Source organism: Methanothrix sp. (genome assembly GCF_016706325.1).
GTDB lineage: Archaea > Halobacteriota > Methanosarcinia > Methanotrichales > Methanotrichaceae > Methanothrix.
This window is the reverse complement of sequence record NZ_JADJJX010000001.1, coordinates 1,160,412-1,183,323: the sequence shown is the minus strand read 5'-3', so window position 1 is coordinate 1,183,323 and position 22,912 is coordinate 1,160,412. Positions and strand designations below refer to the sequence as shown.

The following is a 22,912-nucleotide window of genomic DNA, read 5'->3' as shown; positions in this document are numbered from 1 at the left end:
CGGAGAGGATGAAAGAGCACCTCTATCCGCACTGTTGCAGGCACTGGTTTACAACTCACCTAAGACAGGCTGGGGATGAGGCGCGAATTCATCTAGGAGCTCAGGGGCGATTCCAGGCGGGAAGCGATCGATATCTATGGCCATATCGACCTGAAGGAGCTGACGGAAGCCTATTTAGCTTGTGTTTCTCAGTTAGGGATTTAATAGCAAGATAAGATTATGTTATTAATTTAATACATATATGTTACAGAAAAGCTATCCCTAACATAAACTGAGGTGGCATCATAGACTAAGTCTCCAATAATTTTTTCTTTTTTATTGAGTCTTATAACCCATAAAAATCTTGGTAAAGATCTTGTCAAAAGATCTATTTTGTTCTCAATAGAATTTCTCATTAAGTTTTCTTTGTAATCTGAGGAAGTAGTAAGAAATAGCTCCAATTCTCTGCTTATATCGTTCCCAAGCTGTTTCTCCAGCTCATCCCTTATTTTTGAATATTCAATATACATCTTGAAAAAAGACAACCTAATTTTTGGATAAATTGGAACCAATAAATGCTGTAGATTTACTTCATATCCTGTTTCGTTCCACTCATTTTCCCATATACTGAAGTTACCTTTTGGTTTTACCCTACTATATGGCCCTATTCCATCATCATGAATGAATAATTCTACTAGCTTATTATTTTTGTCTAACTTGAAACCGCTTATTACTACGGCATGCCTTCCGGGATTAATTTTATGATCTAAATATAAATCAGCTATAATAGGTAATTCAGCTGATAAATATGCCCTTACTACTGTTTCAATAACATCATCATTTATGGCCTCTATGTACTCTACATCTAGACCAACTAATTTGATATAATTTACCATTTGTTCCAAAGTTAGTCCACTTGATGGAAACTTTCGAAATGGAGAGGGCAGTGAAGTTGATATTTCTGTTATTTCTGCAGGAGAGTGGCCTGGTATTCCGAAAACAGTTCTTAGCGGATGCAGTGCAGCCCATAAAGCTATCGTTGCACAAGCACTTACGCCCTGATCTTGAGCTTGAAATGGTAGAGTATTTATTTCTAGGCGAAATCCGAAAAGATTTGCGTAATATATTTTTCCAAGGAATCTTCGCCGATTCAAGTTATTCGAATGATACGGATCTAGCAGCGTCCTACCTATGAATTTTTGATCGTTTTCATCTTTAATAGGCTTTATAACGACAAATCCCAAATATGATTCTTTGAAAGATCCATCGTCATTCAGTAATGAGTATTTAAATTTTGTCGATGAGATAATGTCCTTGAAAAAGTGGAGCCTTTGTGTGAATTTGCCTGTATGATCGAAAGATCTGCAATAGAATTTTTGAAAATCTATTAAAAAATCTTTATCGACATATTCTTCTTCAAGGATACACGTTTTAGCCCCTAAATCTCTGAGGTATCTCTTTAAGTATTTGCCTTGCGGACTTTCTCCTAAACGCGATTCTACTTCATCAGAACAAAACGGCACTACTAGATAAGAAGATTTATCGGACATATTATATTAAAATGATTAAATTGAATAAATCTTCCTAAGGTCGTCCTCGCCAATGGCCCCATATTTCAATTGATATTCCTCGGCCTTTTTCCTTGTTTCAGGATCGCTGCGAACATCCTTAGCAATCCTTGTTAGAGTTGACATCAAGTCCCCGACCAATCACAGACCTCCTTTAATTAAAGTACTTTCATTTTATTTAATGCTTTGGTTTGATTCTCTCGGCGGCAATAGTGTAAGTAACTTTGATTCCTAATGCTCTTTTGGCTCACTTAGTATCTATATGCGCCGATCGGGATTCGAACCCGAGTTTAGGCGTTGGCAACGCCTAGTGATAACCGCTACACTATCGGCGCGGCGTTTGCGGAAAGCACCCCCATCAACAACCTTCTAGTCTAAAAACATTGCGGGCAGAACAGATCTCTGCAGTGTTCCCGCAGACTCACTCACAGGAGCTGCATACACTTTATCTACCTTGAAGAGGAAGTTGGTTTACGGTGAATTCGTTTGTATGATGTGGTCATAGTAGGAGCAGGCCCGGCTGGGCTGACCGCAGCCATGTACTGCGCAAGAGGTGGGAAGAAGACGCTGGTCTTGGGCAGCATCTATGGCTCCCAGACTGCCATGGGTGGCCTTTATGAGAACTATCCCGGTTTTCCAGATGGCATCCACGGCATTGAGCTATCGGAGAGGATTCTGGCCCAGGCGCAGAGGTTCGGAGTGGAGAACCAGGTCGAGCAGGTGGAGAAGATAGTCAACCTAGGCGACTTCTTCCGCCTGAAGACCGAGAACTGGCAGTATGAGGCCAGGGCGATCATCCTGGCCATGGGAGCCAGCCACCGCCAGATCGGAGTTCCGGGAGAGGAGGAGCTGACCGCCAGGGGGGTCTCCTATTGCGTCCATTGCGATGGCGCCTTATTCCGGAACAAGAACGTGGCGGTGATAGGCTATGGCAATGGCGCAGCCAGGGCAATTCTATATCTGGCCAATATCGCAAGCAAAGTCCACCTCCTCTCCCCCAAAGAGAGGTTGGTGGCAGAGCCGATCTATCTGGAAAGGCTGAAGTCCCTCACCAACTTCGCCGCCACCTTCGGCGCCCGTATCACTGAGATCCAGGGGAAGGAGTTTGTGGAGGGCGTGCAGTTCGATGTGGGAAAAACCCCCCGCTCCCTGAGGGTGGACGGAGTGTTCGTAGAGATGGGCATGAAGCCCAACATAGAGCTGGCAGAGGGCCTGGGGCTGGATATAACCACTGGAGGCTACATCAAGGTCAAACGCCTCAATCAGGAGACGAGCATGCCCGGGGTGTTCGCCGCCGGGGACCTGACCGGCGGGCGGATGCAGGCAGCGACTGCTGTGGGCGAGGGCGCCTCAGCCGGCATCAGTGCTCTGCGATATCTGGGGTAAAGGACGAAAGGCAGAGGATGAAAGGCAAGAAGATGAAAGGATCAGGGGATAGGCTGGACCCAAGAAGGCCGGTCAGCGTATGGCGCTCCCAGGACCTGGTGGATGGGCGCCCTGCCCAGGCCCTCACCATGATCCTGCGCACTAGGGGATGCCGCTGGAACCGCTGCACCATGTGCGGCTATGCCAGCGAGGGCGCGCCCACCTCGGCAGACGACCTCATCGCCCAGTTCGAGAGGGGCATGGAAAGATGCTCTCCTGAGGTGAGCGTGGTCAAGATCTATACCAGCGGCAGCTTCCTGGACCCGGAGGAGATGCCTGCGAAGGCCAGGGGCCAGATCCTGCGCCGCCTGCAGGCCGCCGGGATCGAGAAGCTGATCATCGAGACCCGGCCAGAGTACGTGAACTCCAGTGCAGTGGAAGAGTGCCTCTCTCGCCTGCAGACCGAGTTTGCCATGGGCCTTGAGACGGCAAACGATCTGATCAGAGAGCAGCTCATCCGCAAGGGCTTTCTCTTCCAGGACTTCGTTCGCGCCTCGGAGAAGATACACCGCCTGGGAGGAGGAGTCAAGGCCTACCTTCTGCTGAAGCCCCCCCTGCTGACTGAGGGTCAGGCCCTGAGGGATGCCATAGCCTCTGCCCGGGCGGTTCGCCCTTATGCAGATATGATCTCCCTCAATCTCTGCAATGTGCAGCGCAATACCCCCGTGGAGAGGCTGTGGGAGCGCGGGGAGTTCAGACCCCCCTGGCTGTGGTCCGCTCTTGAGGTTCTGAAGGCCGCCCCCCCTCCGGTCATCTGCGATCCAGTGGGCGCTGGCACCAGGCGGGGGCCCCATAACTGCGGCCTGTGCGATGCCTCCCTGGCGGAGGCGATCAGAAAACATGACCTCACCCAGGATATCGGTATCTTCAATGATCTTAACTGTCAGTGCAAAAAAGCATGGCAAAAGCTCTTGGAGCTGGAGGAGGAGTCCTTCGGCTGCCCGCTCTGCTGAAATAGATTGAAATATAAGGAAATGGAAATAGAGTTGTAAGGTGAGCTAGAAATGTTTGAGAAGGTGTTGATTGCTACAGATTTCTCCGCACATGCCAAGAAAGTGATCGAATGCATCGGCGAAATGCCAGGATTGAAAGAAGTAATTCTCCTTAATGTCATTTCTAGGGATCCTCTCGCCAGGGTCTGGGACCCGGTATCGGATATGAAGGATGTCGAGAAGAAGCTGGAGGAGGAGGCAAAGACCATCAGAGCCCCAGGGATTGCCGTCAAGGTGAAGGTGGTATCTGTTCTGGAAGGTGAGGTGGCGAGCGCCATCAATAAGGTGGCAATGGATGAGGATGTCTCCCTGGTGGCCATGGGGGCGAGGGGAAGAAGCCTGATAATGAGCGCTCTGCTGGGTAGCGCCTCCCGAAATGTCCTCCGCTTCGGCAAGACCCACCTCCTGATCATGCGCTACAAGACCCTGGAGGACAGCACCATGGAGAAGTATTGCGCCCGGGTCTTCGCCAAGGTGCTCTTCCCCACTGATCTCTCCCAGCAATCCGAGGTCGCCCTCTCCTTCCTGAAGAGCCTGAAGGGAATTGGCGAGATAGTTCTTCTCAATGTCGTATCCAAGGGGGAGACCGATGAGGAGATCGACGCCAACGTCGCCCTAGCCAAGGATAAGGTTGCAGAGATATCTCAGAGCCTGAAGGCCATCGGCATACAGGTGACTTCCAAGGTGGTTGTGGGCCAATCAACAGAGGTGATCAAATCAGAGGCAGAGAAAGAGGATGTCTCCCTGATCGCCATCAGCTCTCAGGGAGCCTCAGCCATAAAGAAGGGCAGAATAGGAAGCACAGCCTATGATGTGGCCAACTCTGCATCCAGGCCAGTTCTGATATTAAGACAGGAGAAGATGGCTGCTTATTAGCTGTTTTTCCTTTTTAATCTTGATTATTTTTTATATTAATATGCAACTGACCAATTCATCATGGTTTGCTCCTCAGAGGCTGACCTAATCATAAAAACTGTTTTGGGAACGGTATAATATGTATTATCACAGTAATCGCAAATATATCGCTTTATATAAGTTGTTTCTACCTAATGTTCCTTTTTTTAATGATTCAATCTGATTTGATCCTCTACTTTGTGATCAAGCCGGTTTGAGTCCCTAAAACGAAAACCAAAAGCATTTAATATTGGGTTGAGCATCTCAGTAAGAGACTCTCCAGATAGGGAGAGGATCTGTCGATACAGGAATGAGAGGAGCGGTCATATGGTTTCGACTTGTAGAGAGCTTGAGCAGAATTGGGGAGAGATGGAATTACCTGACCGTATGATCGGAGCCATGAGCTCCAATGGCAGCCTCTGGCCTGCAGAGATAAAGATCGTTGATGATGAAGATCTTATAGATATTGGAGGGAATATTTGTGCTATTTGACCCACTGGACATTGGCTTATTTGTCATTGTACTAATTGTTCTTGTCGGACCATTCGTGGTCAAGAAGATCGAACGCAACCTGGAGGCCTTTCTGTTCGTCATGGGCGTTCTGGCAGTGACGGTATCGAACTTCTACAACAAGGCCAATCTCGTTGAGACTTTGGGCTATACAGAGCAACAGCTGGAACTCATCGGCTGGAATATGCATATCGTAATGGAGGCAGTCCAAGAGCCGGTGGTAAAGGGAATAGTCCCTGCAGTGCTTTTTGCCGGCCTGATCTTCCACTATGGGCGTTCCTATGCTCAGAGAGGGATAAACGGGATCCTCAAGCTTATCCCCCTTAAGATCGTGGTATTTTTGATTGTGGTCATCCTGGGACTCTCTTCCAGCATAATCACCGCCATCATCGCCTCGCTCCTCCTGGTGGAGCTATTCAACTGCATGCCCTTCGACCGCCAGACTAAGATCAATCTGGTCATAATCGCCTGCTTTTCCATTGGCCTGGGAGCAGTTCTCACCCCAGTGGGCGAGCCCCTCTCCACCATCGCTGTCACCAAGCTGCAGGGAGAGCCTTATCATGCCGGATTCTTCTTCCTCTTCAATCAGTTGGCAATATACATCATACCCGGCTGTATAGCCTTCGGCCTTCTGGCCATGCTCTTCACCGGCAAGGCCAAGATGGCAGAGTGCGTGGTCGCTGAGGAGGAGGACGGCGGCTTAAGAGAGGTTGTGATAAGGGCAGCCAAGGTCTACCTCTTCGTCATGGCCCTCCTGCTCCTCGGCTCGGGGATGAAGGTGGTAATAGACAAGTACATCCTGGGGATAGCGCCTCAGATCCTCTACTGGGTGAATATGATATCCGCCATCCTGGATAATGCCACCCTCACCGCCGCTGAGATCAGCCCATCCATGGGATTGGATCAGATCCAGGCGGTTCTGATGGGCCTTCTCATATCCGGCGGCATGCTGATTCCCGGCAACATCCCCAACATCATCTCCGCAGGCAAGCTGGGAATCACCAGCAAGGAATGGGCAAGGCTCGGCGTGCCCCTGGGCTTAATCGCCATGGTGATCTACTTCGTATGGATCTTCTACGTGCCCTTCCATATCGAGTTCCATTTCTAAGGGCGATGATCCATTCATCGCACCTTTTTTTCTTTGATCAAGAGAGTATGATGATAATAGCAATGATATAATTGATAAATTATATCGATGATGATAACAATGATATAAATCGATAAATTGTATGCTTGATCAAAAAATAGCCGCCGCGATCATCCTCACCACTCATCAACGGTGCATATCATCCCTTTCCAGTCCACCTCCTTCCAGTCTTCGCAGGCCAGGGGTGGCGATATACCAGCGCCCATTCTTTCCCCGGAGAAACTGCATCGCCTCCGGGTAGTCGGGGAAGTAGTGGCACTCCCTGCTCTCCAGGTTTATCACCGCCACCCGCTCCTCCCATACCAGCCCCCTCTTCTGCAGCAGCTCTTCGATCTCCTGGCGCAACCTGCTCTTCTTTTTGATCAGGAGAAACTCCTCTTCCTGGCGGGAGTCCGGCATCGGCCTCAGCCCTCAGATTCGAGCGGGACGGGCTTTATCCAGGGCCCACCTTATGTACTTTGCCGCTGGAAACTCATGCACAGAGGTGGCCACAATGAGCCCCTGGCCGTATCGGGCTATGACCAGAATGGCCCTGCCCTTATCATCCTTAACCACTGTCTCGAAGCCCTCTCCCGGGATCAGGTAGCCATCACACTCCGGCGTGGGGGTGCAGAGCAGGCAGGAGCAGTCCTCCCCTACAGGGGTGACGCTCTGAGTGCTCATCTCGCAGATGTATTTCAGGGGTAAAGGCAGCCAATCGAAGTCATGCTCCGGGATCAGGGGGCCGAATACCGTCAGCACCCCCCCATCCTTCACAAAGCTCTCTATGCTCGATCTCGCTCTCACCAGGCCGGGAAGGGTCTGGGAGTATTCCGGATTGGCAAAGCCGGAGGGGATCATCACCATCCGGTAATGGGGGAGAAAGGGGCTCCCCAAAATAAGAGGCGAGAGGAACTGATAGCTTGCTCCTACATCCTGGAAGAGCTTCTCAAAGAGCAGAGTCCTCTGGCCGATGAGTGCAATATCTGGCATGGATATCATCCTGGCCTGAGCAGGGAAAGACTTTGTGGTTCCTCCACTCTGTCAATTATGATTTTCTGATTTTCGTCCATAAAGCTTATTACTAAATATCAACTGTATTTTAACCGCGATTATAAATGGAACAGGAATTGATGAGGATAGGTGTCTCGTTACCGGAGAAGCTTCTCTCCCGGTTCGACGAGATAATATTGAAGCGCGGCTACTCCTCGCGCTCCGAGGGTATAAGGGATGCAATCAGAAATTACATCGTCCATTATGAATGGATGAGCGATGTGCAGGGTGAGCGAGTTGGGGTCATCACCCTGGTCTACTCCCACTCCCAAAGGGGGCTGGTGGAGAATCTTACAGAGATTCAGCATGACTCAGGCGACATCATCCAGTCCACCCTTCATGTTCATCTGGACCATGACAACTGCTTGGAGGTGATCGTCCTGCGGGGAGAGGGAAAGGATGTGAGAATAGCAACTGAGAAGATGATGGCCCTGAAGGGCGTAAAACATGTCAAGCTGACCACCACCTCCCTGGGAAAGGAGCTGTAGTTCTGCGCCAAAAAAAGGAAGGCAGCCTCTCGATGTCCCCGGAAGAGATCGCTCCAGGCATCTTCATACTCCAGGAGAGGGATGCTGCGCGGCTGGCGACGAGATCGCCAGATGCAGTGCCGGTATATGGAGAGCGCATTCAGAACGGCTACCGCCTCTGGGACCCATACCGCTCCAAGCTCGCCGCCCTCATCCTGAAAGGGAAGGGGCAGGCCATCTCCTTGAGGGTGGACTCCAAGATACTGTATCTGGGGGCTGCCACCGGCACCACTGTCAGCCACCTGGCAGATATAGTCTCCGAAGGACTGGTTTATGCTGTGGAGTTCTCCGCCCGCTCCATGCGCGACCTGATCGGGCTGTGCGAGAGGCGCAATAACATCATTCCCATCCTTGCCGATGCAGCAAAGCCGGAGGATTATGCCCCGCTCTTAGAGCCGGTGGACCTGATCTATCAGGATGTAGCTCAGAGGAATCAGGCCCAGATCGCCTCCCTCAACTGCGCCCGGTATCTTCGTCCCGGAGGAGGGCTGTGTCTGTTGCTCAAGAGCCGTTCAGTGGATACCACGGCAAGCCCTCGGGCTGTTCTGCAGTCAGAGCTGAAAAAGCTGATCGGGCTTGAGCTCATGGGGATCAATGATCTGGAGCCCTATCACCTGGACCACTGGGCGGTGCTGGGAAGGTGGAATCCGGGCCCAAGAGAAGAGACGAGCTGATCCACCGGCCGCACCAAATCACTGCGATCCATTTTATCCGGCATTTGGCTATCTGATGATCCTGTGAATCCTATCGGAGATTATATTGGGCAGCAGCCTGATGTAGCCCACCATAGGGATCTTCACCCTGGCCACTCCAATCACCCACTCCTCCTTGACTGGGGTCAAGTAGCTGATGCCGTCGCCCACATATGTCCCGTTCTCGGTCTGGTAAAGGAGCAGGCCGGTGTTCTTGTCCAGATATACATCGCGGCCCACGCGCATGACCTCATCGCGATGCTGATCGAAGTACGAGATATTGGCCATTCCCAGGGTCTGGCCTGCCATCTGGTCGATGACAGCATTGTGGTCCCCTTTGGTGATGTATCCGGCGAAGGGTGCCTTTGGCCCCCCCTCCCACATCGGCTCATTCTCCTCTACATAATACAGAGCACGATGGATTATGGGTATGGCCTTGCCCTGGCCGGGCGGCATCCCCAGGAGCATCTTCAACTGGTCGAGGAGGGTCAGGCTCTCCTTGCCATAGGGCCGGTAGAGGATGACATCTCCGGGATTGTTGAATGCAGTATAGTTCTTCTTCTCTGCCTCATCCCAGGGGATCACCTCGGTGCGGCTCGCTCCCTGGACGAGGACGATATCCCCCACATTCAGATTGGGCACCATGCTTCCCGACTCCACCGCCACCATGGGGGTCCACAGACCCAGCGCCAGCTGGGAGAGGAGGGAGATAGCTCCTACCACCACCGCCACGAAGATTATGTCCTTGGCCAGCTCCGGAACAGGCAGATTGTTAAACCATTCTCCGATCTTCATCAGCCACATTTATCAGTTGGTACATTCTTATACTCCTTTCGATGCTGCAGATATCCCCCAAGTCCATCCAGAGCACTCCAGCCCAAGGCCGGGAGATTGTGCAGAGGTTTGCCGATCAGGGCTACCAGCTGGAGCCAGAGGCCCTGGAGGCCATATGCCGCTACCAGGGAAGCAGCGAGGATCTCCTCCGCCGCATCATCGGCTGTGTGGATCGATCGGTTGCAGTGATTGGGATTCAGCATATAAATGGCCTCATCCAGCCATCCTCAGATGACAGAGCCGGCAATGCCACTTCCCCCTCCCCCACCCAAAGAAGCCCTCCCGCGCAGGCTGCCCCGCCTGCTTCACCCAGAGCTGCTCTATCCTCCCCCGCCCCCCGGACCCAACTGGCAGCCCCGGTAAGCCCAACCGTCGCCAGGCCTCTCCCAGACTCCATTGCAGATGGCGCTCACCTTCCAGAGCACTCTGCCCAGTTGCACTGTGACATAACCGGGCGTTCCACCTGTGTGGGCGAGTATGATGACTTTGTCTGCTACTTCCGGGATAGATATGCAAAGATCAGAGAGATCCTCTCCCGGCGGATAAACTCCCGGCCGATAGAGTCCTTGGGAAAGAGCACATCGGGCCGGGAGGTCTCTCTCATCGGCATGGTCCTGGATATCAGAAATACCACCAAGGGCAACCGGGTGATAGAGCTGGAGGACCCCACCGGGGTGGTTGTGGCTGTCATCCAGAAGGATGGAGAGGCATATGAGGAGTCTGGGCAGATAATTCCCGATGAGGTGATAGGGGTTACAGGCATATCGGACGGAAATGGAAGAATCTTTGTCAGGTCAATCCTCTGGCCGGATATGCCCAACCACACCGCCCCCCTGGCGAGGGGAAGCGGCCATGCCATATTCATATCCGATCTTCATGTGGGGAGCAGGTACTTTATGAGCGATGCCTGGCAGAGGTTCTCTGACTGGCTGAATGGAAAGGCGGATGATCCCTCAGGCCTTGCCACCCAGGTGGAGTACCTGGTGATTGCCGGGGACCTGGTGGATGGCATCGGTGTCTATCCCGGCCAGGAGAAAGACCTGGCGATATTGGATATATACTCTCAATATGAGGCGGCTGCAGGACTGCTGAATGCCATTAGAAGCGACATCAAGATCATCATCTCTCCGGGCAACCACGATATCGTGCGCCAGGCAGAGCCCCAGCCCGCTCTGCCCCAGGAGGTGCAGAGGTACTTCCGCCCGGATATGCTCTTCGTGGGAAACCCGGCCACTGTTACATTGAGCGGCATTTCAGTGCTGATCTACCACGGCCGGAGTATAGACGATCTGGTCTTGCGCCTGCCTGGCATTGCTTATGCCAATCCGGAGAGAGCGATGATCGAGATGCTGAAGAGAAGGCATCTCTCACCCATCTACGGCAGTCGGGTCTCCATTGCACCGGAGCACGAGGATCATTATGTCATCTCCCGCCCCCCGGCGATACTCCATTGCGGGCATGTCCACACTGTGGGAATCGCCCGCTACAAGGGGGTGGCAGTGATAAACAGTGGCACCTGGCAGTCTCAGACCGATTTCCAGAAGAAGATGAACATTCAACCGATCTGTGCTGTAGCGCCGATTGTCGACCTGGCCACGATGAAGGTCCGCAAGCTCATATTTGATTAATCCGAAGTGGCATAACCCGGCCTTTACAGTCCTCTGCTTTCTGTGAGCGAACCTGGGGCCATTCTCTGCCCCTCTCTGTACCTCCACCCCCCTCTGTGCCTCCACCTCACCATGGTGAAATCGGGATGCTGGGCCTCACTACAAAGAAGCAAGGGCAAAAAGAGTGATCCTCCGCCACAGACTATCCACATAATTTGATAAATTTATTGAAATTTATATAAAATCCAGGCGGCAGGGATTATACAGAATCTGCATCTTTCACCAAAAAAGATAAATATTATAGATACATACTATATTGATATCAAACAACAAAAGGGGTGAGATTATCAGACAGAAGGGAGTAATTTTGGTGCTGGCTGTAGCTTTGCTTTCAATTCCTGTGTTTGCACAGGATATGGGCGGCATGGGCAGCATAGATATTCTCGGAAAGAACGGCGGAATATTCGAGACAGAGGGATCGGCATTCAGTTTCCCTGGGTTTCAGGATACTAATGTAGACACCATGACCATAGGAAATGACAGGGCTTTGGCCTTTGGTGTTCCCTGGCATAAGGCACCGGTGACCCTGGCCACCAATAATCTGGAGATCCTCAAGAACCAGGATACTGGAGAGTGCAATTGCTGCAATAGTGGATCCATCTGTCAGGATTGCTGCATCAAGGTCAATATAGACCAGATCAAGGTCGGCAATAGAGACGCTCTGGCATTCGGATTCGCCTCCGCCACTAACAACGTCAAGGTGGTGGCCAACCAGCAGTGATAGCAGGCCAATCGATCCGGAAAGGATAGATATGAAGATTTCACGGAGACCCGCGAATGCAATAATGGCGGGCCTTCTATTAATTTTTCTCTTATCGGGCCCAGTATTAGCCGGACCGCCTCCAGGCCATCCGGCCGGGCCCATCACCTCCAGTGAGATCGCAGATGCCCTCCATAAGCCATCCAGATGCCTGCCCTTCAGTGCATCTCCCCGGGATAGCATCTCCTGCCAAAGGGAGAGGGCTCTTATGGATGAGGCCAATCTGAGGGCGAAGCTGGAGAATTTATCTGCTGCATATTCACAGGAGAGCAGACAGACTGCCTGCCACCCCCCGGAGGGCAGAGAGAACAGCAGTGAGCAGAATCTGCCGGGAGGGGCAGGCCCTGGCAGCAGCCTTGAGAACCGCCTGGATATAAAAGTCATAGGGATATCCGTCCGGGCGATCAATACTGTGGAGGGGGGAAAGGCCGCTGCCATCTCCAACATAATCATCGAGCCGGTACAGATAATCAATCTCGCCCCCCAGGGGGCGGATAAGCTGAGATGATCCAGGCCCTCAAAATCCCAAATTTATCAGAGCTGAACCGGGATCAGGCCCGTTCCTGATCCTTATTCCTCCCCTTCTCCATCGCCTCCCTGGTCAGGCGGATGGCACACAGCTCTGAGCACATGGTGCAGGTGTCAGTCTCCAGCCCCCGCCTGTGCCTGATCCGCCTTGCCAGAGAGGGGTTTATCGCTGCCCGAAACTGGCCGTCCCAATCCAGAGCTGCCCTCGCCTGGGCCATCTGCAGATCCCAGGACCGGGCTCTTTCCCTCACCCCCGGTCGGGTGAGGTCGGCAGCATGGGCGGCGATGCGAGTGACATATGCCCCCTCGACTACATCCTCTCTGGTGGGAAGATCGAGATGCTCCGAGGGGGTGGTGGCACAGAGGAAGTCCGCCCCCGCCATGCCCGCAATCACCCCCCCCATGGCAGCAGTGATATGATCGTAGCCGGGGGCAACATCCGTCACCAGGGGGCCGAGAAGATAGAGGGGCGCTCCATCGGTCAGGTGCTTCATCGCCCGGACACTGGTCTTGATCTCATCTGCAGGCACATGCCCCGGCCCCTCCACCATGGCCTGCACCCCAGCGGCCCGCGCCCTTCTCACCAGCTCTCCCAGCATAATGAACTCAGTGTACTTGGCCCGGTCCGAGGCGTCCTCAATGCAGCCCGGCCGCAGGCCGTCGCCCAGGGAGAGGGTCAGATCATACTCCCTGGCCATCTCCAGCAGATAGTCGAACTCCTGGTAGTAGGGGTTCTCCTCACCTGTATCAGCGATGTATTTCATAGTCAGGGACCCGCCCCGGCTCACCACCCCCATCAGGCGGGGGTCCTGCCTCAGCCTCTCCAGTGATATCTTGTTCACACCGGCATGAACAGTGACAAAGTCCACCCCATCCCGCGCCTGCCGCTCCAGGGCATCGAACATCCCCTGACAGGTCAGCTCCTTTTGCACAGCAGCCTGATAGATGGGAACTGTGCCCAATGGAACCTTCACCGAGGCCAGTATTCTCCTGCGAACCAGGTCCAGGTCCCCTCCAGTGGACAGATCCATCAGGGCGTCCGTCCCCGCCTCCACTGCCGCCAGAGCCTTTTCCACCTCTGCCTCGGGGGAGTCGAGGTTTTGGGATGTTCCCAGGTTGATATTCACCTTGACTGTCAGCATCTCCCCTATGCCTACGGGATCCAGTTCAGCCCGGCAGATGTTTGCCGGGATGACCACCCTGCCCGCCGCCACCAGCCGGGCCAGCTTTTCCGGATCTATTCCCTCTCTCCCCGCCACCTGGGCGATGCTCGGGGGCACACGCCCTCTAATTGCCTCTTCCATCAGGGTCATTGTTACCAACTAATATATTGTAGGAGCAACTTTCTCGCTGCAGGTGTTTATCAATGGTTGAAGTGCATAAGGTTAGCGGTGCCGCCTTCGATGGCAATGTCTACCTGGTCTTGGACAGAAGGCCCATACTGGTGGACGCTGGAATGATGGCCGGGCCGACCTTAAAGAATATCAAGAGATTCATCGATCCCACCAAGATCGAGCTGATCGTCCTCACCCACTGCCATCATGACCATGCCGGAGCCGCTCCCGCCCTGAAGGAGGCGACAGGAGCGCGCTTGATGCTCAGCGAGAAGGAGGTGGGCTGCATTGGTGACGAGCTGGCGTCGGTTGCATACCTATTCGGCCAGCAGGCCCCGGAGTATAAGGTGGATGAGACGCTGAAAGAGGGAATGGTCCTGGATACCGGAGAATGGAAGCTGGAGGTCTTGGAGACCCCGGGCCACTCCCAGGGAAGCATATGCCTATATGAGAGAAAGCAGAGGGTTCTCTTCTCCGGGGATACTGTATTCCCAGACGGGAACATAGGCCGGACAGATATGTTCGGCGGCAGCACTGAGGATCTGGTCCGCTCCATCCAGAGGCTGACGGAGCTGGATGTGGAGATTATGTATCCAGGCCATATGGATATAACCAGCCGGGATGTTAATCGCCAGATTCAAATGAGCCTGAGGTTTGCAAAGAGCATCTAGAGGAAAGGGAATCGATCTTATGATGGACAAGAGAGATCTGATGAAAAGGGAATCCGAATCCATATTCCAGACCTACGGCCGCCAGGATGTTCTCCTGGTCAGGGGAAGGGGTGCCAGGGTCTGGGATAGCGATGGAAAGGAGTATCTGGACTTCGTCGCCGGAATAGCAGTGAACAGCATAGGCCACTGCCATCCAAAGCTGGTGGAGGCGGTCAGCCGTCAGGCTGCAGCCCTCATCCACACCTCCAACCTCTACTACACAGAAAACCAGGTTCTGCTGGCGGAAGAGCTGAATGGCCTCACCGGCATGGAGCGGGCATACTTCTGCAACTCCGGGGCGGAGAGCATAGAGGCGGCGCTCAAGCTGGTCCGCCGGGGAACGGGAAAGGAGAGGATAGTGGCTGCAGAGAGGGCATTTCATGGCCGCACCCTGGGAGCCTTAGCACTCACCTACAAGAGTGCTTACAGAGAGCCCTTTCGCCCTCTGCGGGAGGCCCAGTTCGTGCCCTATAACAATGGCGAGGCCCTGAAGGAGGCGGTCACCGCCAAGACGGGTGCAGTGATCCTGGAGCCGGTGCAGGGAGAGGCAGGGGTCTATGTGCCGGAGGAGGATTATCTCCGGACAGCAAGGGATGTATGCGATGACCGGGGGGCCCTTCTCATTCTGGATGAGGTGCAGACTGGATTTGGCCGGACTGGCAGGTGGTTTGCCAAGGAGCACTCCGGAGTACAGCCGGATATCATCTGTCTGGCCAAGGCATTGGCCGGAGGCCTGCCCATGGGAGCGATGCTCGCCCGCGGCGATATCGCCGGGGCCTTCCAGAAGGGAGATCACGGCTCCACCTTCGCCGGAGGTCCTCTGATCTGCGCCGCTGCCCTGGCAGTGATCGAGGTTATAAAGGAGGAGGGGCTGGTCGAGCGCTCCCGCGAGATGGGGGCTCGTCTGAAGTCGGAGCTGGAGAAGCTCAAGCCCCGGGAGGTTCGCGGAATGGGGCTGATGGTCGGAGTGGATCTGGACTGCGACTGCAAAGAGATGGTGGAGAAGGCCCTGAGAAGAGGGGTCCTGATCAACAATACAGGAGAGCATACCCTCCGCTTCATCCCTCCCCTGGTGGTGACAGAGGAGGAGATAGATAGAGTGGTGGCGGTCATAGGTGAGCTCATCTAGGCAGAAGGTGAGGGAGAGCATCAAGCAGCTCCGGCCTTATGTGGCGGGCAAGGGCTTCACAGAGATCTCCCGCCGCTATGGACTGGACCCAAAGGAGATTGTGAAGCTGGGCAGCAATGAGAACCCCTACGGCCCCAGCCCCCAGGTGAAAGAAGCCCTGCAGAGGATCTCCCCAGAGAGATACCCAGAGCCTGAGGAGCTCTCAGAGGCATTGGCCCGCTATACCGGTCTTCCGGAGGAGATGATAGTCATAGGTGCGGGCATGGACGGGGTGATGGAGACCTTGACCCGCATCTTTCTGGAGGCGGGCGATCTGACATTCATCCCCACCCCCACCTTCAGCTACTATGAGATCCTGACCATCCTGGCAGGGGCCAGGCCCCTCTTCTCCCCCCGTGGTCTGGACTTCCAGATCCAGGATACAATTCCAAAGGATGTTAAGATGGCCTTCCTCTGCTCGCCCAACAACCCCACGGGAAACGTCCTGAAAGAGGATGAGCTCTGCCAACTTCTGGAGACAACTGATGCCATCGTCTTTTTAGATGAGGCCTATGTGGAGTTTGCAGAGCAGAGCCTGGCGGAGCTGGTCGGCAGATATGATAACCTGGTGGTGGGACGGACTTTATCCAAGGCCTTCGGCCTGGCGGGCATGCGCCTGGGCTATGCCCTGATGCCCCAGTGGATGGCCCAGGAGTACCGGCGAGCGGCGCCGCCCTTCTTTGCCATATCCTGTGCCTCTGCGGCCGCCGGCGTGGCAGCTCTTGCGGACCTTGATTATATGCACAAGTCAGTGGACAAGATCAGAATGGAACGCGAGCGCCTGCGAAAAGAGATCAAGTCTCATCCCTCTCAGGCCAACTTCCTCTACCTGAAAACCGAGGAGGCCTCGGAGACATTTGTCGAGAGATTCCTGCAAAGGGGGATCATCATCCGTGACTGCCGCCCATTCCGGGGGGCGGGAGAGCATCATGTCCGGGTGACAGTGGGAACCCCGGCAGAGAACGAGCAGTTCCTGGCCGCCTACAGGGAGATTCAGCGCTGATATGCATATCGCCCTGACCGGCACCCCGGGGACGGGGAAGACCACCGTCGCTCATCTCCTGCCCTACCGGGTGATAGACATAAACGCCCTGGTCCGGAGCGGCCTGAATCTGGGCACCGACCCGGTGAGAGGCTGCCTGGAGGCGGATATGGATGGACTGGCAGAGCATCTGGCGGAGATGGACTCCGGGGAGATCTCCATCCTTGAAGGCCACTATTCCCATCACTTCGCCCCCTGGTCGATAGTCCTCCGGCTCTCACCCCGGGAGCTTGAGCCCCGGCTGGAGAATAGGGGTTACCTGCCGGAGAAGATCAGGGAGAATCTGGAGGCTGAGGCACTGGATGTGATACTGGTGGAGGCGGTGGAGCTCTCAGATCGGGTGGATGAGATCGATACCACTGGACGTAGCCCCCAGGAGGTAGCCGATCTGGTGGTGGAGATCATCCAGGGGAAGCGGGCCATGCCCCCCGGCCAGGTGGAATGGCTTACAGATTTTCTTGGCAGAAGCATGCTCCCTCAAAGCAGAGGGCTGAAAAGATAATAGATGCAGAATGGATGCAGAATGGATGCAGAGAGGCAGAAAAGATATTTGCCCGGGGCTGCAGATGCTCTGATTGAGCGATCAAGCCGAGGCTCCTGCAAGGCTGACTCTGACTCCAACTTCAAGGCAGACACAGTTCAAGACAGGCACAGGGCGGACGGCGCTGCCAGAGGATCGCCTGCTATCCCAGAGCAGGCAGCGTTAGGGCGATCTTCTGGCGCCCCCAGTTCAATAATAAACTGAATACGTCCAGGGCCAACCATACCAATAAGCAGGGCGGTAGTAGCTTACTGGATAGCTTCGATAATACCAAGACGGCCAGTACCAGCTATTGAGGTATGGTCCTGCCACATATCTATACCACGGGTCGGATGCGGCATAGTCGAAGTATCCATAATAGTAGGTTGTGGGGCCCCATACGGCTGCGGGGTAATAGCCGGTGACCACATAACCACTGGATAACCAGTCTCTTGCCCCATCTGCTACGCTTGATCCAATGAATGCCAGAATTATACAGGCAAAGACAACAGCTAATTTTTTTCTCATTTCTTATCCCTCATTCTCCTTGATCTTTTCTCTCCTTTTTCCGTCATTTATTCTCCTGGTTCTAGATCCACCTTTCTTGATTTCCAATGCCTCCGCTCTTCGATGGAAGTATGGTCTCCTGCCAGAAATAAATGAGTAACCATTATATGAACTTCATATGACTGCCATCCATTGCTTGCTGGCTGAAGATGTACGACTGCGGCAGGCAATGCTGATTTATTCGGGAGGGCAACGCACAGGCTGGGGCCGGATCTGCCCAGGAGGGGGGATGGCTTTGAGCGGGCCCGGCGGCAGGGCTCATAGAGGGAGAGGAAGGCTCTGCCTGGCAGGCCCGCTGGGAGGAGGGCAGAGGTGAGCGCCAAAAGCTCATACATATTCATCTGCATTTTGAAGTACAAAAATTGAGGGATTGGGGGATTGGGGAATCGAGGAATTGTGCCATCGGAGCACTGGAGCATACAACTGGATAGCTATCCTAGGCCGCTGGTCCAGGCCCAGTTGAGGGGGCCGCCGTGACAGATGAAGGGATGGCCGGTCATATTCGCTGTGGGACGAGAGCTTGAGCCTCTCCAGCCGCCGGCAGAGGGGGATCTGTACATCGGCTGGAAGGGGGGGTTCAATCCGCCGCTGGAGAAGGCATCCGGAAGGGTGAGGGGCCTGGTAGCGGCCAAGCTCCGGGGGGAGGTGACCTCCACCGGATAAATGTACCTGGAGATCATGCGGCCGGTGGCATCCGTCAATGTGGCGGCGCCGATCTCGCCCCAAAGCAAGCTGCTGTTGAATAGATCTGAGGGCGTGTTAATGCCATCCCGGGAGTGAACTGTGATCGTTGAGCCGGCCTTAAGGGTGACATTTGCCGGGAATGTATATGTTCGGTTCTCCTGATCGATGAGCGTCCAGCCTTCAAGGTCGATCCTGCCGGTTCCCTGATTGGCTATCTCAATCCATTGCTCCTGGGGGCTTATGCTTATGATTCTGATGGCATCAGCGCCCACAATCGGCTGAGCATTTGCAGCCGTTCCTCCCATTATGAGGGAGAGGATGATCAATGATACTCTCAGTCCAGTTGAGCTTACATCCAAGAATCTCATCAATATGCCTCCAATTGCAGGCCGAGAACTATTCGACAGGCAACGTATATAAGAGTTGGGAGATATCATAAAAGGATCAAAGGGCGCTTCAACCGGAGATCCAATACATCAGCGGCACTTCGCAGGCCAGTGCACTACAGAAGATCTCCTTCTGCCGCCTGGTGCCTCTATGATGAGGCTTATGCACTCTGATTTCACCTAAAGAGAAAAAGGCTCCTCGCTGTTTCGTGTGGGTGGATTTAGGGGATAGCTAATCCTACAGCTTGGTCCTTATAACGTCATGACTGCAGGGATTTGGGATTATCATGAGATGTGTCGCTACCTACCGACTCTGTGCCGAGATTCATGCCTGATATTATCATGATTCAGTCCGCCTGCCGCTATCCTGAAGTTACCCACATGGAATAGCGAAGAGCCAAGATGCAGCAATTGATTCAAGAACTCGAAGACCGAGGCTATATCAAATCCGCAGATACGGCTGAACGCTTCAGATTCAGTTTATGGAATTACAGGGCGTTCCCCAGAGAGCACTGACGGAGGGTCAGGACAACCAATGGACTGGAGAGGATCAACAAGGAGCTGAAAAGGAGATCGAGAGTGGTAGGAGCATTCCCGAGCGATAAATCATTCATGAGGTTAAGCGTGTCGATGTTGATGGACATCAACGAAGAATGGATGACGACTAGAAAGTATTTATCTATGGATGCTGAGTGATGAGTAGGATAACAGGGCCTGTACAAAATTACAGAAAATTCGGCAAACTACCCGCCAAAATTATTTGGCCTAGTGGAAGCTGTCGAAGAAGGACCAAATTGAAGCAATTCAAGGGTGAAATGATGGTAATTACAATTGAGTCGAAAGGAATTGAATTAGATCTACCATCTGATCCAGATTCCCGAATCCAACCCTTATTAAATTTTAATAAAGTTATTTTAAATAGTTTGATAGAGAATGGTTATGTTCCATTGATCACCAATGCAAGACGAAGCTTCTTGAAAGTTTTGGGCGGCTCCGAGGAAGAAGAACCTCCTGAAGAGTGGTCAGAATGGAATTCTCCTTTTCGATACAGAATAAGGCGGGATAAATCCTCTAGCCGAGTATTGGGAGATAGAGAAGTGGCACTTATTGTCGGAGATCTATTTCTAACAGAAGATGCTAAAGGGATTTTGTACGAAGCTTTGCTAATGGATACATCATCAGGTTCTCGGATAGAGCGAAAATTCTTTTTAGGTGTGGATATATGGGCGAAAAAGGAGATATTTCATATCTTGATGGGTTTATAGAATCACTAAAAAGCCCTTTATCCGAGTTCGGCATCACCAACGATTGGTTTCCGAGCCAATCGACTAGTTCACGTTTTATGGATTTAGCAAACAGTTCTGATAAAAAATTCTTAAAAGCATCCGAAATTGATCTGCAGGACTTTGAAGCATCTCAACATCTAGAAAATAAGAAAGCTAGAGATATTTCATTAGTTATTAAAAGATCTGGTAGCATATTATCTTCAGATTTATTTAAAAAATTAAATATGGAAGAAGATGAATCGGAAAAAATTATAGCTGATCTGATAAAAAATGAGTTCATTACAAAAGAGTATGTTATTATTTGTAAAAATACTCAAAATCAAATAAATAAAGTAAAATCTCTTGTGGATTTAGAGGAGGCTGCGAGATTAGGAATATTATGCGCATGTGGTCGATCCATCTCAGAAGAACGGGTTGAGGAGTTATTTGTTCCAACTTCAAAGTTGCAAAAGCTGTTAGATAAGAGCTATTGGCTTACAGTAAGACTAGTAGACCAGCTCGTGAAATTTAACACATTGCCTGACCATATTTTGCTAAATCTTCAAGAAGGTTCTGATGAAATAGATGCTTTCGTGGATATGGATGGGATTTTATTAATGTTTGAGCTAAAAGATGCACAATTCTCAATGGGGCACGCCTATCCATTTAGTGGTAGAATAGGATTATACAATCCGAATTTTGCCATTATTATTTCAACTGACCAGGTCGAACCACAGGTTAAAAAGTATTTTGCAAAAATTAAACCTGATGTGGAGATTGTCTATGTTGAAAATCTCGACCAACTTCCTGCTAAGCTAGATCAAATTATTTCAAAAATAAAGTCTGTTGAGGCTTATGAGATACTTTCCTTATTCGATCCCCTAGCAAATGTGAATATTATGATTTCAAAAATTCTTTCATCTAGAATTGGCATAAATTTAGAGGAAAGTATTGATTATGACACAAGAGGAACGTATTATAGACATCCAATTTTATAAAAAATGTAGCGAATCTATAAGCTTTATACTATGCTATCCACTTCCAGCTCATCAATTGCTCTTGCAGCAATCAGCTAAAAAGATGAAGAAGACCCGTAAGGTGGGAATAGAATGAACCCTTGCTCATTCTTTGTTCCACCAAATTGATTAAAGAGAACTCCGAAAAACCCCTTTTAATTAATAAATATAGTGAATGAGAAACCTCACTGATTTTGCCCTTCATCTGGAATACAATTCGTTGCGGCAACCATCGACGTTAAGTTAATCGGAGTTCTCCGGAGTAAATTAGGACAAAATCCTAAAAAGCAACATCAATAAATGATATATGGTGCGGGGGACGGGAGTCGAACCCGCGAACACCTTCGTGACAGGGTCCTAAGCCCTGCGCCTTTGACCTCTTGGCAACCCCCGCGCTTGCAATCGATTTTAGTGCCCAACCCGCCTCGACAAAGTGAGAGCGAGCTATCTACTGCTTCGTGAGGTATAAGAACTTGCCGAAGCATGCCAAGATCGATTGTTATATCCCGGCACTCGATCGGGCAGTCCAAAAACCAGAATACCATAATGGGGGCCTGGGATTCAGCGGGGTGGCGATACCTGATCCCCCCGGAAGACCCTGGCAGGCAGCCCCATCAAATCGCCATCTCTTAAGCATAGTGACTGGCTGCCCGGCGCCTCTGATGAAAACGATTCCGGCAGGCCCTCTCCCGCACAGACCATCATCGCGGGCCATCATCGTGGGCCATCACCGCCGCCCTGCCTCTCTCCCATCAGCCAGGCCATCACTGCTTTGCTGGTATGCATCCTGTTCTCAGCCTCATCGAAGACCCGCGACCGGGGCCCATCCATCACCTCATCAGTGATCTCCTGCCCCCGGTGGGCGGGCAGGCAGTGCAGGGCAATGGCCTCCTCCCCGGCCAGGGCCAAAAGCTGGCTATTGATCTGATACCGGCCAAAGACCCGCAGGCGCTCTGCCTCCTCTGCCTCATCCCCCATGGAGATCCAGGTGTCAGTGACCAGCACATCCGCCCCCCTGGCCGCCTCCTCCGGCTCAGTCACCACCCGCGGGCTCCCCCCAAGGGCCCGGGCCTCCTCCAGTATCCTCTCCCGGGGAGAGTACCCTGGTGGGGAGGCCACAGCGATATTCATCCCCATGACGGCCGAGGCCAGAATGAGGGAGTTGCAGACATTGTTCCCATCCCCAATCCAGCCGATATCAAGCCCCTCCAGAGATCCGAAGCTCTGCTGCATGGTCTGCAGATCGGCCAGGATCTGCAGGGGATGCTCCCAATCGGAGAGGGCATTGACCACTGGAACCTGGGCATGCTCAGCCAGTTGGAGCAGAGTGCTGTGAGAGTAGACCCGGGCGGTGATGGCATGCACATAGCGGGATAGCACCCGGGCGGTATCGGCAATCGTCTCCCCCCGGCCCAGTTGCAGCTCACCTGCCGATAGATAGAGGGGATGGCCGCCCAGCTCCCAGGCCGCCACCTCCAGGCTGATGCGGGTCCTGGTGGAGGGCTTCTCGAAGATCGCCGCCAGGCTCTTTCCTGCCAGGGGCTGGCCGTGCTGGCCGCGCCTGGCCCGAAAGGCCTCGGCGCTCTGGATCAGCCGCAGGACATCCTCCCTGCCCAGGTCGGCAATGGAGATCAGATTCATATCAGAATCCACCCATTCTGCAAG

The 22,912-nt window shown here is 52.7% G+C and carries 26 protein-coding genes, 2 tRNA genes and 1 pseudogene; 18 read left to right on the top strand and 11 right to left on the bottom strand.

All coding sequences use genetic code 11. The annotated features are described in order from the left end of the window. Window positions 1-230: 230 nt before the first annotated feature. From IPI63_RS06240 to IPI63_RS06230, 3 genes are all read right to left on the bottom strand, one after another. Window positions 231-1,529 carry a hypothetical protein gene (locus IPI63_RS06240; protein WP_214066576.1) on the bottom strand — a complete coding sequence of 433 codons (1,299 nt, stop codon included), beginning with the start codon at window positions 1,527-1,529 and terminating at the stop codon, window positions 231-233. A gap of 15 nt (window positions 1,530-1,544) precedes the next feature. Next, window positions 1,545-1,688, bottom strand: coding sequence for a hypothetical protein (locus tag IPI63_RS06235; RefSeq protein ID WP_214066577.1), 144 nt, complete (start codon window positions 1,686-1,688; stop codon window positions 1,545-1,547). Window positions 1,689-1,810: 122 nt separating this feature from the next. After that, window positions 1,811-1,882 (bottom strand) — tRNA-Gly (locus tag IPI63_RS06230). 160 nt (window positions 1,883-2,042) lie between these two features. Between IPI63_RS06230 and IPI63_RS06225 the strand changes: the two genes are divergently transcribed. The 5 genes from IPI63_RS06225 to IPI63_RS06205 all read left to right on the top strand — a co-directional run bounded on the left by IPI63_RS06225 (window position 2,043) and on the right by IPI63_RS06205 (window position 6,476). Further along, the gene (locus IPI63_RS06225; protein ID WP_292478207.1) at window positions 2,043-2,933 is read left to right on the top strand and encodes an NAD(P)/FAD-dependent oxidoreductase; all 891 of its coding nucleotides are present in this window, start codon (window positions 2,043-2,045) and stop codon (window positions 2,931-2,933) included. Window positions 2,934-2,950: 17 nt separating this feature from the next. Continuing rightward, window positions 2,951-3,925, top strand: a complete 975-nt coding sequence (locus IPI63_RS06220) for an archaeosine biosynthesis radical SAM protein RaSEA (protein ID WP_292477353.1) — start codon at window positions 2,951-2,953, stop codon at window positions 3,923-3,925. Between the two features lie 51 nt (window positions 3,926-3,976). Next, window positions 3,977-4,840 (top strand): universal stress protein, encoded by an 864-nt coding sequence (locus IPI63_RS06215; RefSeq protein WP_292477351.1) that lies wholly within the window; start codon window positions 3,977-3,979, stop codon window positions 4,838-4,840. Window positions 4,841-5,113: 273 nt separating this feature from the next. Beyond that, entirely contained in the window at window positions 5,114-5,350 is a 237-nt protein-coding gene (locus tag IPI63_RS06210) for a hypothetical protein (RefSeq protein WP_292477348.1), read from the top strand. Beyond that, entirely contained in the window at window positions 5,340-6,476 is a 1,137-nt protein-coding gene (locus IPI63_RS06205) for a DUF1646 family protein (RefSeq protein WP_292477346.1), read from the top strand. The genes IPI63_RS06210 and IPI63_RS06205 overlap by 11 nt, the downstream gene beginning before the upstream one ends. Window positions 6,477-6,641: 165 nt before the next feature. On the opposite strand, the gene IPI63_RS06200 is transcribed toward IPI63_RS06205, so the two are convergent. Next, the gene (locus tag IPI63_RS06200) at window positions 6,642-6,914 is read right to left on the bottom strand and encodes a hypothetical protein (protein ID WP_292477343.1); all 273 of its coding nucleotides are present in this window, start codon (window positions 6,912-6,914) and stop codon (window positions 6,642-6,644) included. Window positions 6,915-6,926: 12 nt separating this feature from the next. After that, complete coding sequence (locus IPI63_RS06195) at window positions 6,927-7,487, bottom strand: hypothetical protein (RefSeq protein WP_214066371.1); 561 nt, start codon at window positions 7,485-7,487, stop codon at window positions 6,927-6,929. Window positions 7,488-7,612: 125 nt separating this feature from the next. On the opposite strand from IPI63_RS06195, the gene nikR reads away from it, so the two are divergent. Both nikR and IPI63_RS06185 read left to right on the top strand, forming a co-directional pair. Further along, window positions 7,613-8,035: a nickel-responsive transcriptional regulator NikR gene (gene nikR / locus IPI63_RS06190; protein WP_214066372.1), complete on the top strand. Its 423-nt coding sequence runs from the start codon at window positions 7,613-7,615 to the stop codon at window positions 8,033-8,035. A gap of 32 nt (window positions 8,036-8,067) precedes the next feature. Continuing rightward, complete coding sequence (locus tag IPI63_RS06185) at window positions 8,068-8,748, top strand: fibrillarin-like rRNA/tRNA 2'-O-methyltransferase (RefSeq protein WP_292477338.1); 681 nt, start codon at window positions 8,068-8,070, stop codon at window positions 8,746-8,748. Window positions 8,749-8,796: 48 nt separating this feature from the next. Here IPI63_RS06185 and IPI63_RS06180 read toward each other — a convergent pair whose 3' ends face one another. Continuing rightward, window positions 8,797-9,561: a S26 family signal peptidase gene (locus IPI63_RS06180; RefSeq protein WP_292477336.1), complete on the bottom strand. Its 765-nt coding sequence runs from the start codon at window positions 9,559-9,561 to the stop codon at window positions 8,797-8,799. A 41-nt stretch (window positions 9,562-9,602) separates the two neighbouring features. On the opposite strand from IPI63_RS06180, the gene IPI63_RS06175 reads away from it, so the two are divergent. From IPI63_RS06175 to IPI63_RS06165, 3 genes are all read left to right on the top strand, one after another. Then, entirely contained in the window at window positions 9,603-11,228 is a 1,626-nt protein-coding gene (locus tag IPI63_RS06175) for a DNA-directed DNA polymerase II small subunit (RefSeq protein ID WP_292477333.1), read from the top strand. A gap of 349 nt (window positions 11,229-11,577) precedes the next feature. Beyond that, window positions 11,578-11,988 carry a hypothetical protein gene (locus IPI63_RS06170; RefSeq protein WP_292478206.1) on the top strand — a complete coding sequence of 137 codons (411 nt, stop codon included), beginning with the start codon at window positions 11,578-11,580 and terminating at the stop codon, window positions 11,986-11,988. A 247-nt stretch (window positions 11,989-12,235) separates the two neighbouring features. Then, on the top strand, window positions 12,236-12,535 hold the full coding sequence (locus IPI63_RS06165) for a hypothetical protein (RefSeq protein ID WP_214066376.1): 300 nt from the start codon (window positions 12,236-12,238) through the stop codon (window positions 12,533-12,535). 43 nt (window positions 12,536-12,578) lie between these two features. Here IPI63_RS06165 and thiC read toward each other — a convergent pair whose 3' ends face one another. Beyond that, a complete protein-coding gene (gene thiC / locus IPI63_RS06160; RefSeq protein WP_366850646.1) occupies window positions 12,579-13,868 on the bottom strand; it encodes a phosphomethylpyrimidine synthase ThiC in 1,290 nt (429 codons plus the stop codon). A gap of 53 nt (window positions 13,869-13,921) precedes the next feature. On the opposite strand from thiC, the gene IPI63_RS06155 reads away from it, so the two are divergent. From IPI63_RS06155 to IPI63_RS06140, 4 genes are read left to right on the top strand one after another with little or no spacing between them, the layout of a single operon-like run. Then, a complete protein-coding gene (locus IPI63_RS06155; RefSeq protein WP_292477328.1) occupies window positions 13,922-14,560 on the top strand; it encodes an MBL fold metallo-hydrolase in 639 nt (212 codons plus the stop codon). A 19-nt stretch (window positions 14,561-14,579) separates the two neighbouring features. Next, window positions 14,580-15,728 (top strand): acetylornithine transaminase, encoded by a 1,149-nt coding sequence (locus IPI63_RS06150; RefSeq protein WP_214066387.1) that lies wholly within the window; start codon window positions 14,580-14,582, stop codon window positions 15,726-15,728. Then, window positions 15,715-16,770, top strand: a complete 1,056-nt coding sequence (gene hisC / locus IPI63_RS06145; protein WP_292477323.1) for a histidinol-phosphate transaminase — start codon at window positions 15,715-15,717, stop codon at window positions 16,768-16,770. The genes IPI63_RS06150 and hisC overlap by 14 nt, the downstream gene beginning before the upstream one ends. Window position 16,771: 1 nt before the next feature. Beyond that, window positions 16,772-17,311 (top strand): adenylate kinase family protein, encoded by a 540-nt coding sequence (locus IPI63_RS06140; protein WP_292477321.1) that lies wholly within the window; start codon window positions 16,772-16,774, stop codon window positions 17,309-17,311. A gap of 228 nt (window positions 17,312-17,539) precedes the next feature. Here IPI63_RS06140 and IPI63_RS06135 read toward each other — a convergent pair whose 3' ends face one another. Continuing rightward, window positions 17,540-17,857: a hypothetical protein gene (locus IPI63_RS06135; RefSeq protein ID WP_214066381.1), complete on the bottom strand. Its 318-nt coding sequence runs from the start codon at window positions 17,855-17,857 to the stop codon at window positions 17,540-17,542. Between the two features lie 208 nt (window positions 17,858-18,065). Between IPI63_RS06135 and IPI63_RS06130 the strand changes: the two genes are divergently transcribed. Then, the gene (locus tag IPI63_RS06130) at window positions 18,066-18,212 is read left to right on the top strand and encodes a hypothetical protein (RefSeq protein ID WP_292477317.1); all 147 of its coding nucleotides are present in this window, start codon (window positions 18,066-18,068) and stop codon (window positions 18,210-18,212) included. Window positions 18,213-18,327: 115 nt separating this feature from the next. On the opposite strand, the gene IPI63_RS06125 is transcribed toward IPI63_RS06130, so the two are convergent. Continuing rightward, window positions 18,328-18,948, bottom strand: a complete 621-nt coding sequence (locus IPI63_RS06125; RefSeq protein WP_292477316.1) for a lamin tail domain-containing protein — start codon at window positions 18,946-18,948, stop codon at window positions 18,328-18,330. Window positions 18,949-19,365: 417 nt separating this feature from the next. Here IPI63_RS06125 and IPI63_RS06120 point away from each other — a divergent pair. The 3 genes and pseudogenes from IPI63_RS06120 to IPI63_RS06110 all read left to right on the top strand — a co-directional run. Beyond that, window positions 19,366-19,662: pseudogene (locus IPI63_RS06120) on the top strand (transposase); the annotation flags it as partial. A gap of 98 nt (window positions 19,663-19,760) precedes the next feature. Next, window positions 19,761-20,231, top strand: a complete 471-nt coding sequence (locus IPI63_RS06115) for a hypothetical protein (RefSeq protein WP_292477313.1) — start codon at window positions 19,761-19,763, stop codon at window positions 20,229-20,231. Beyond that, a complete protein-coding gene (locus tag IPI63_RS06110) occupies window positions 20,189-21,229 on the top strand; it encodes a hypothetical protein (RefSeq protein ID WP_292477311.1) in 1,041 nt (346 codons plus the stop codon). The genes IPI63_RS06115 and IPI63_RS06110 overlap by 43 nt, the downstream gene beginning before the upstream one ends. A 326-nt stretch (window positions 21,230-21,555) precedes the next feature. On the opposite strand, the gene IPI63_RS06105 is transcribed toward IPI63_RS06110, so the two are convergent. Both IPI63_RS06105 and argF read right to left on the bottom strand, forming a co-directional pair. Continuing rightward, window positions 21,556-21,641, bottom strand: a tRNA-Leu gene (locus IPI63_RS06105). Between the two features lie 320 nt (window positions 21,642-21,961). Continuing rightward, window positions 21,962-22,888 carry an ornithine carbamoyltransferase gene (argF, locus tag IPI63_RS06100; protein WP_292477308.1) on the bottom strand — a complete coding sequence of 309 codons (927 nt, stop codon included), beginning with the start codon at window positions 22,886-22,888 and terminating at the stop codon, window positions 21,962-21,964. Window positions 22,889-22,912 lie beyond the last annotated feature (24 nt).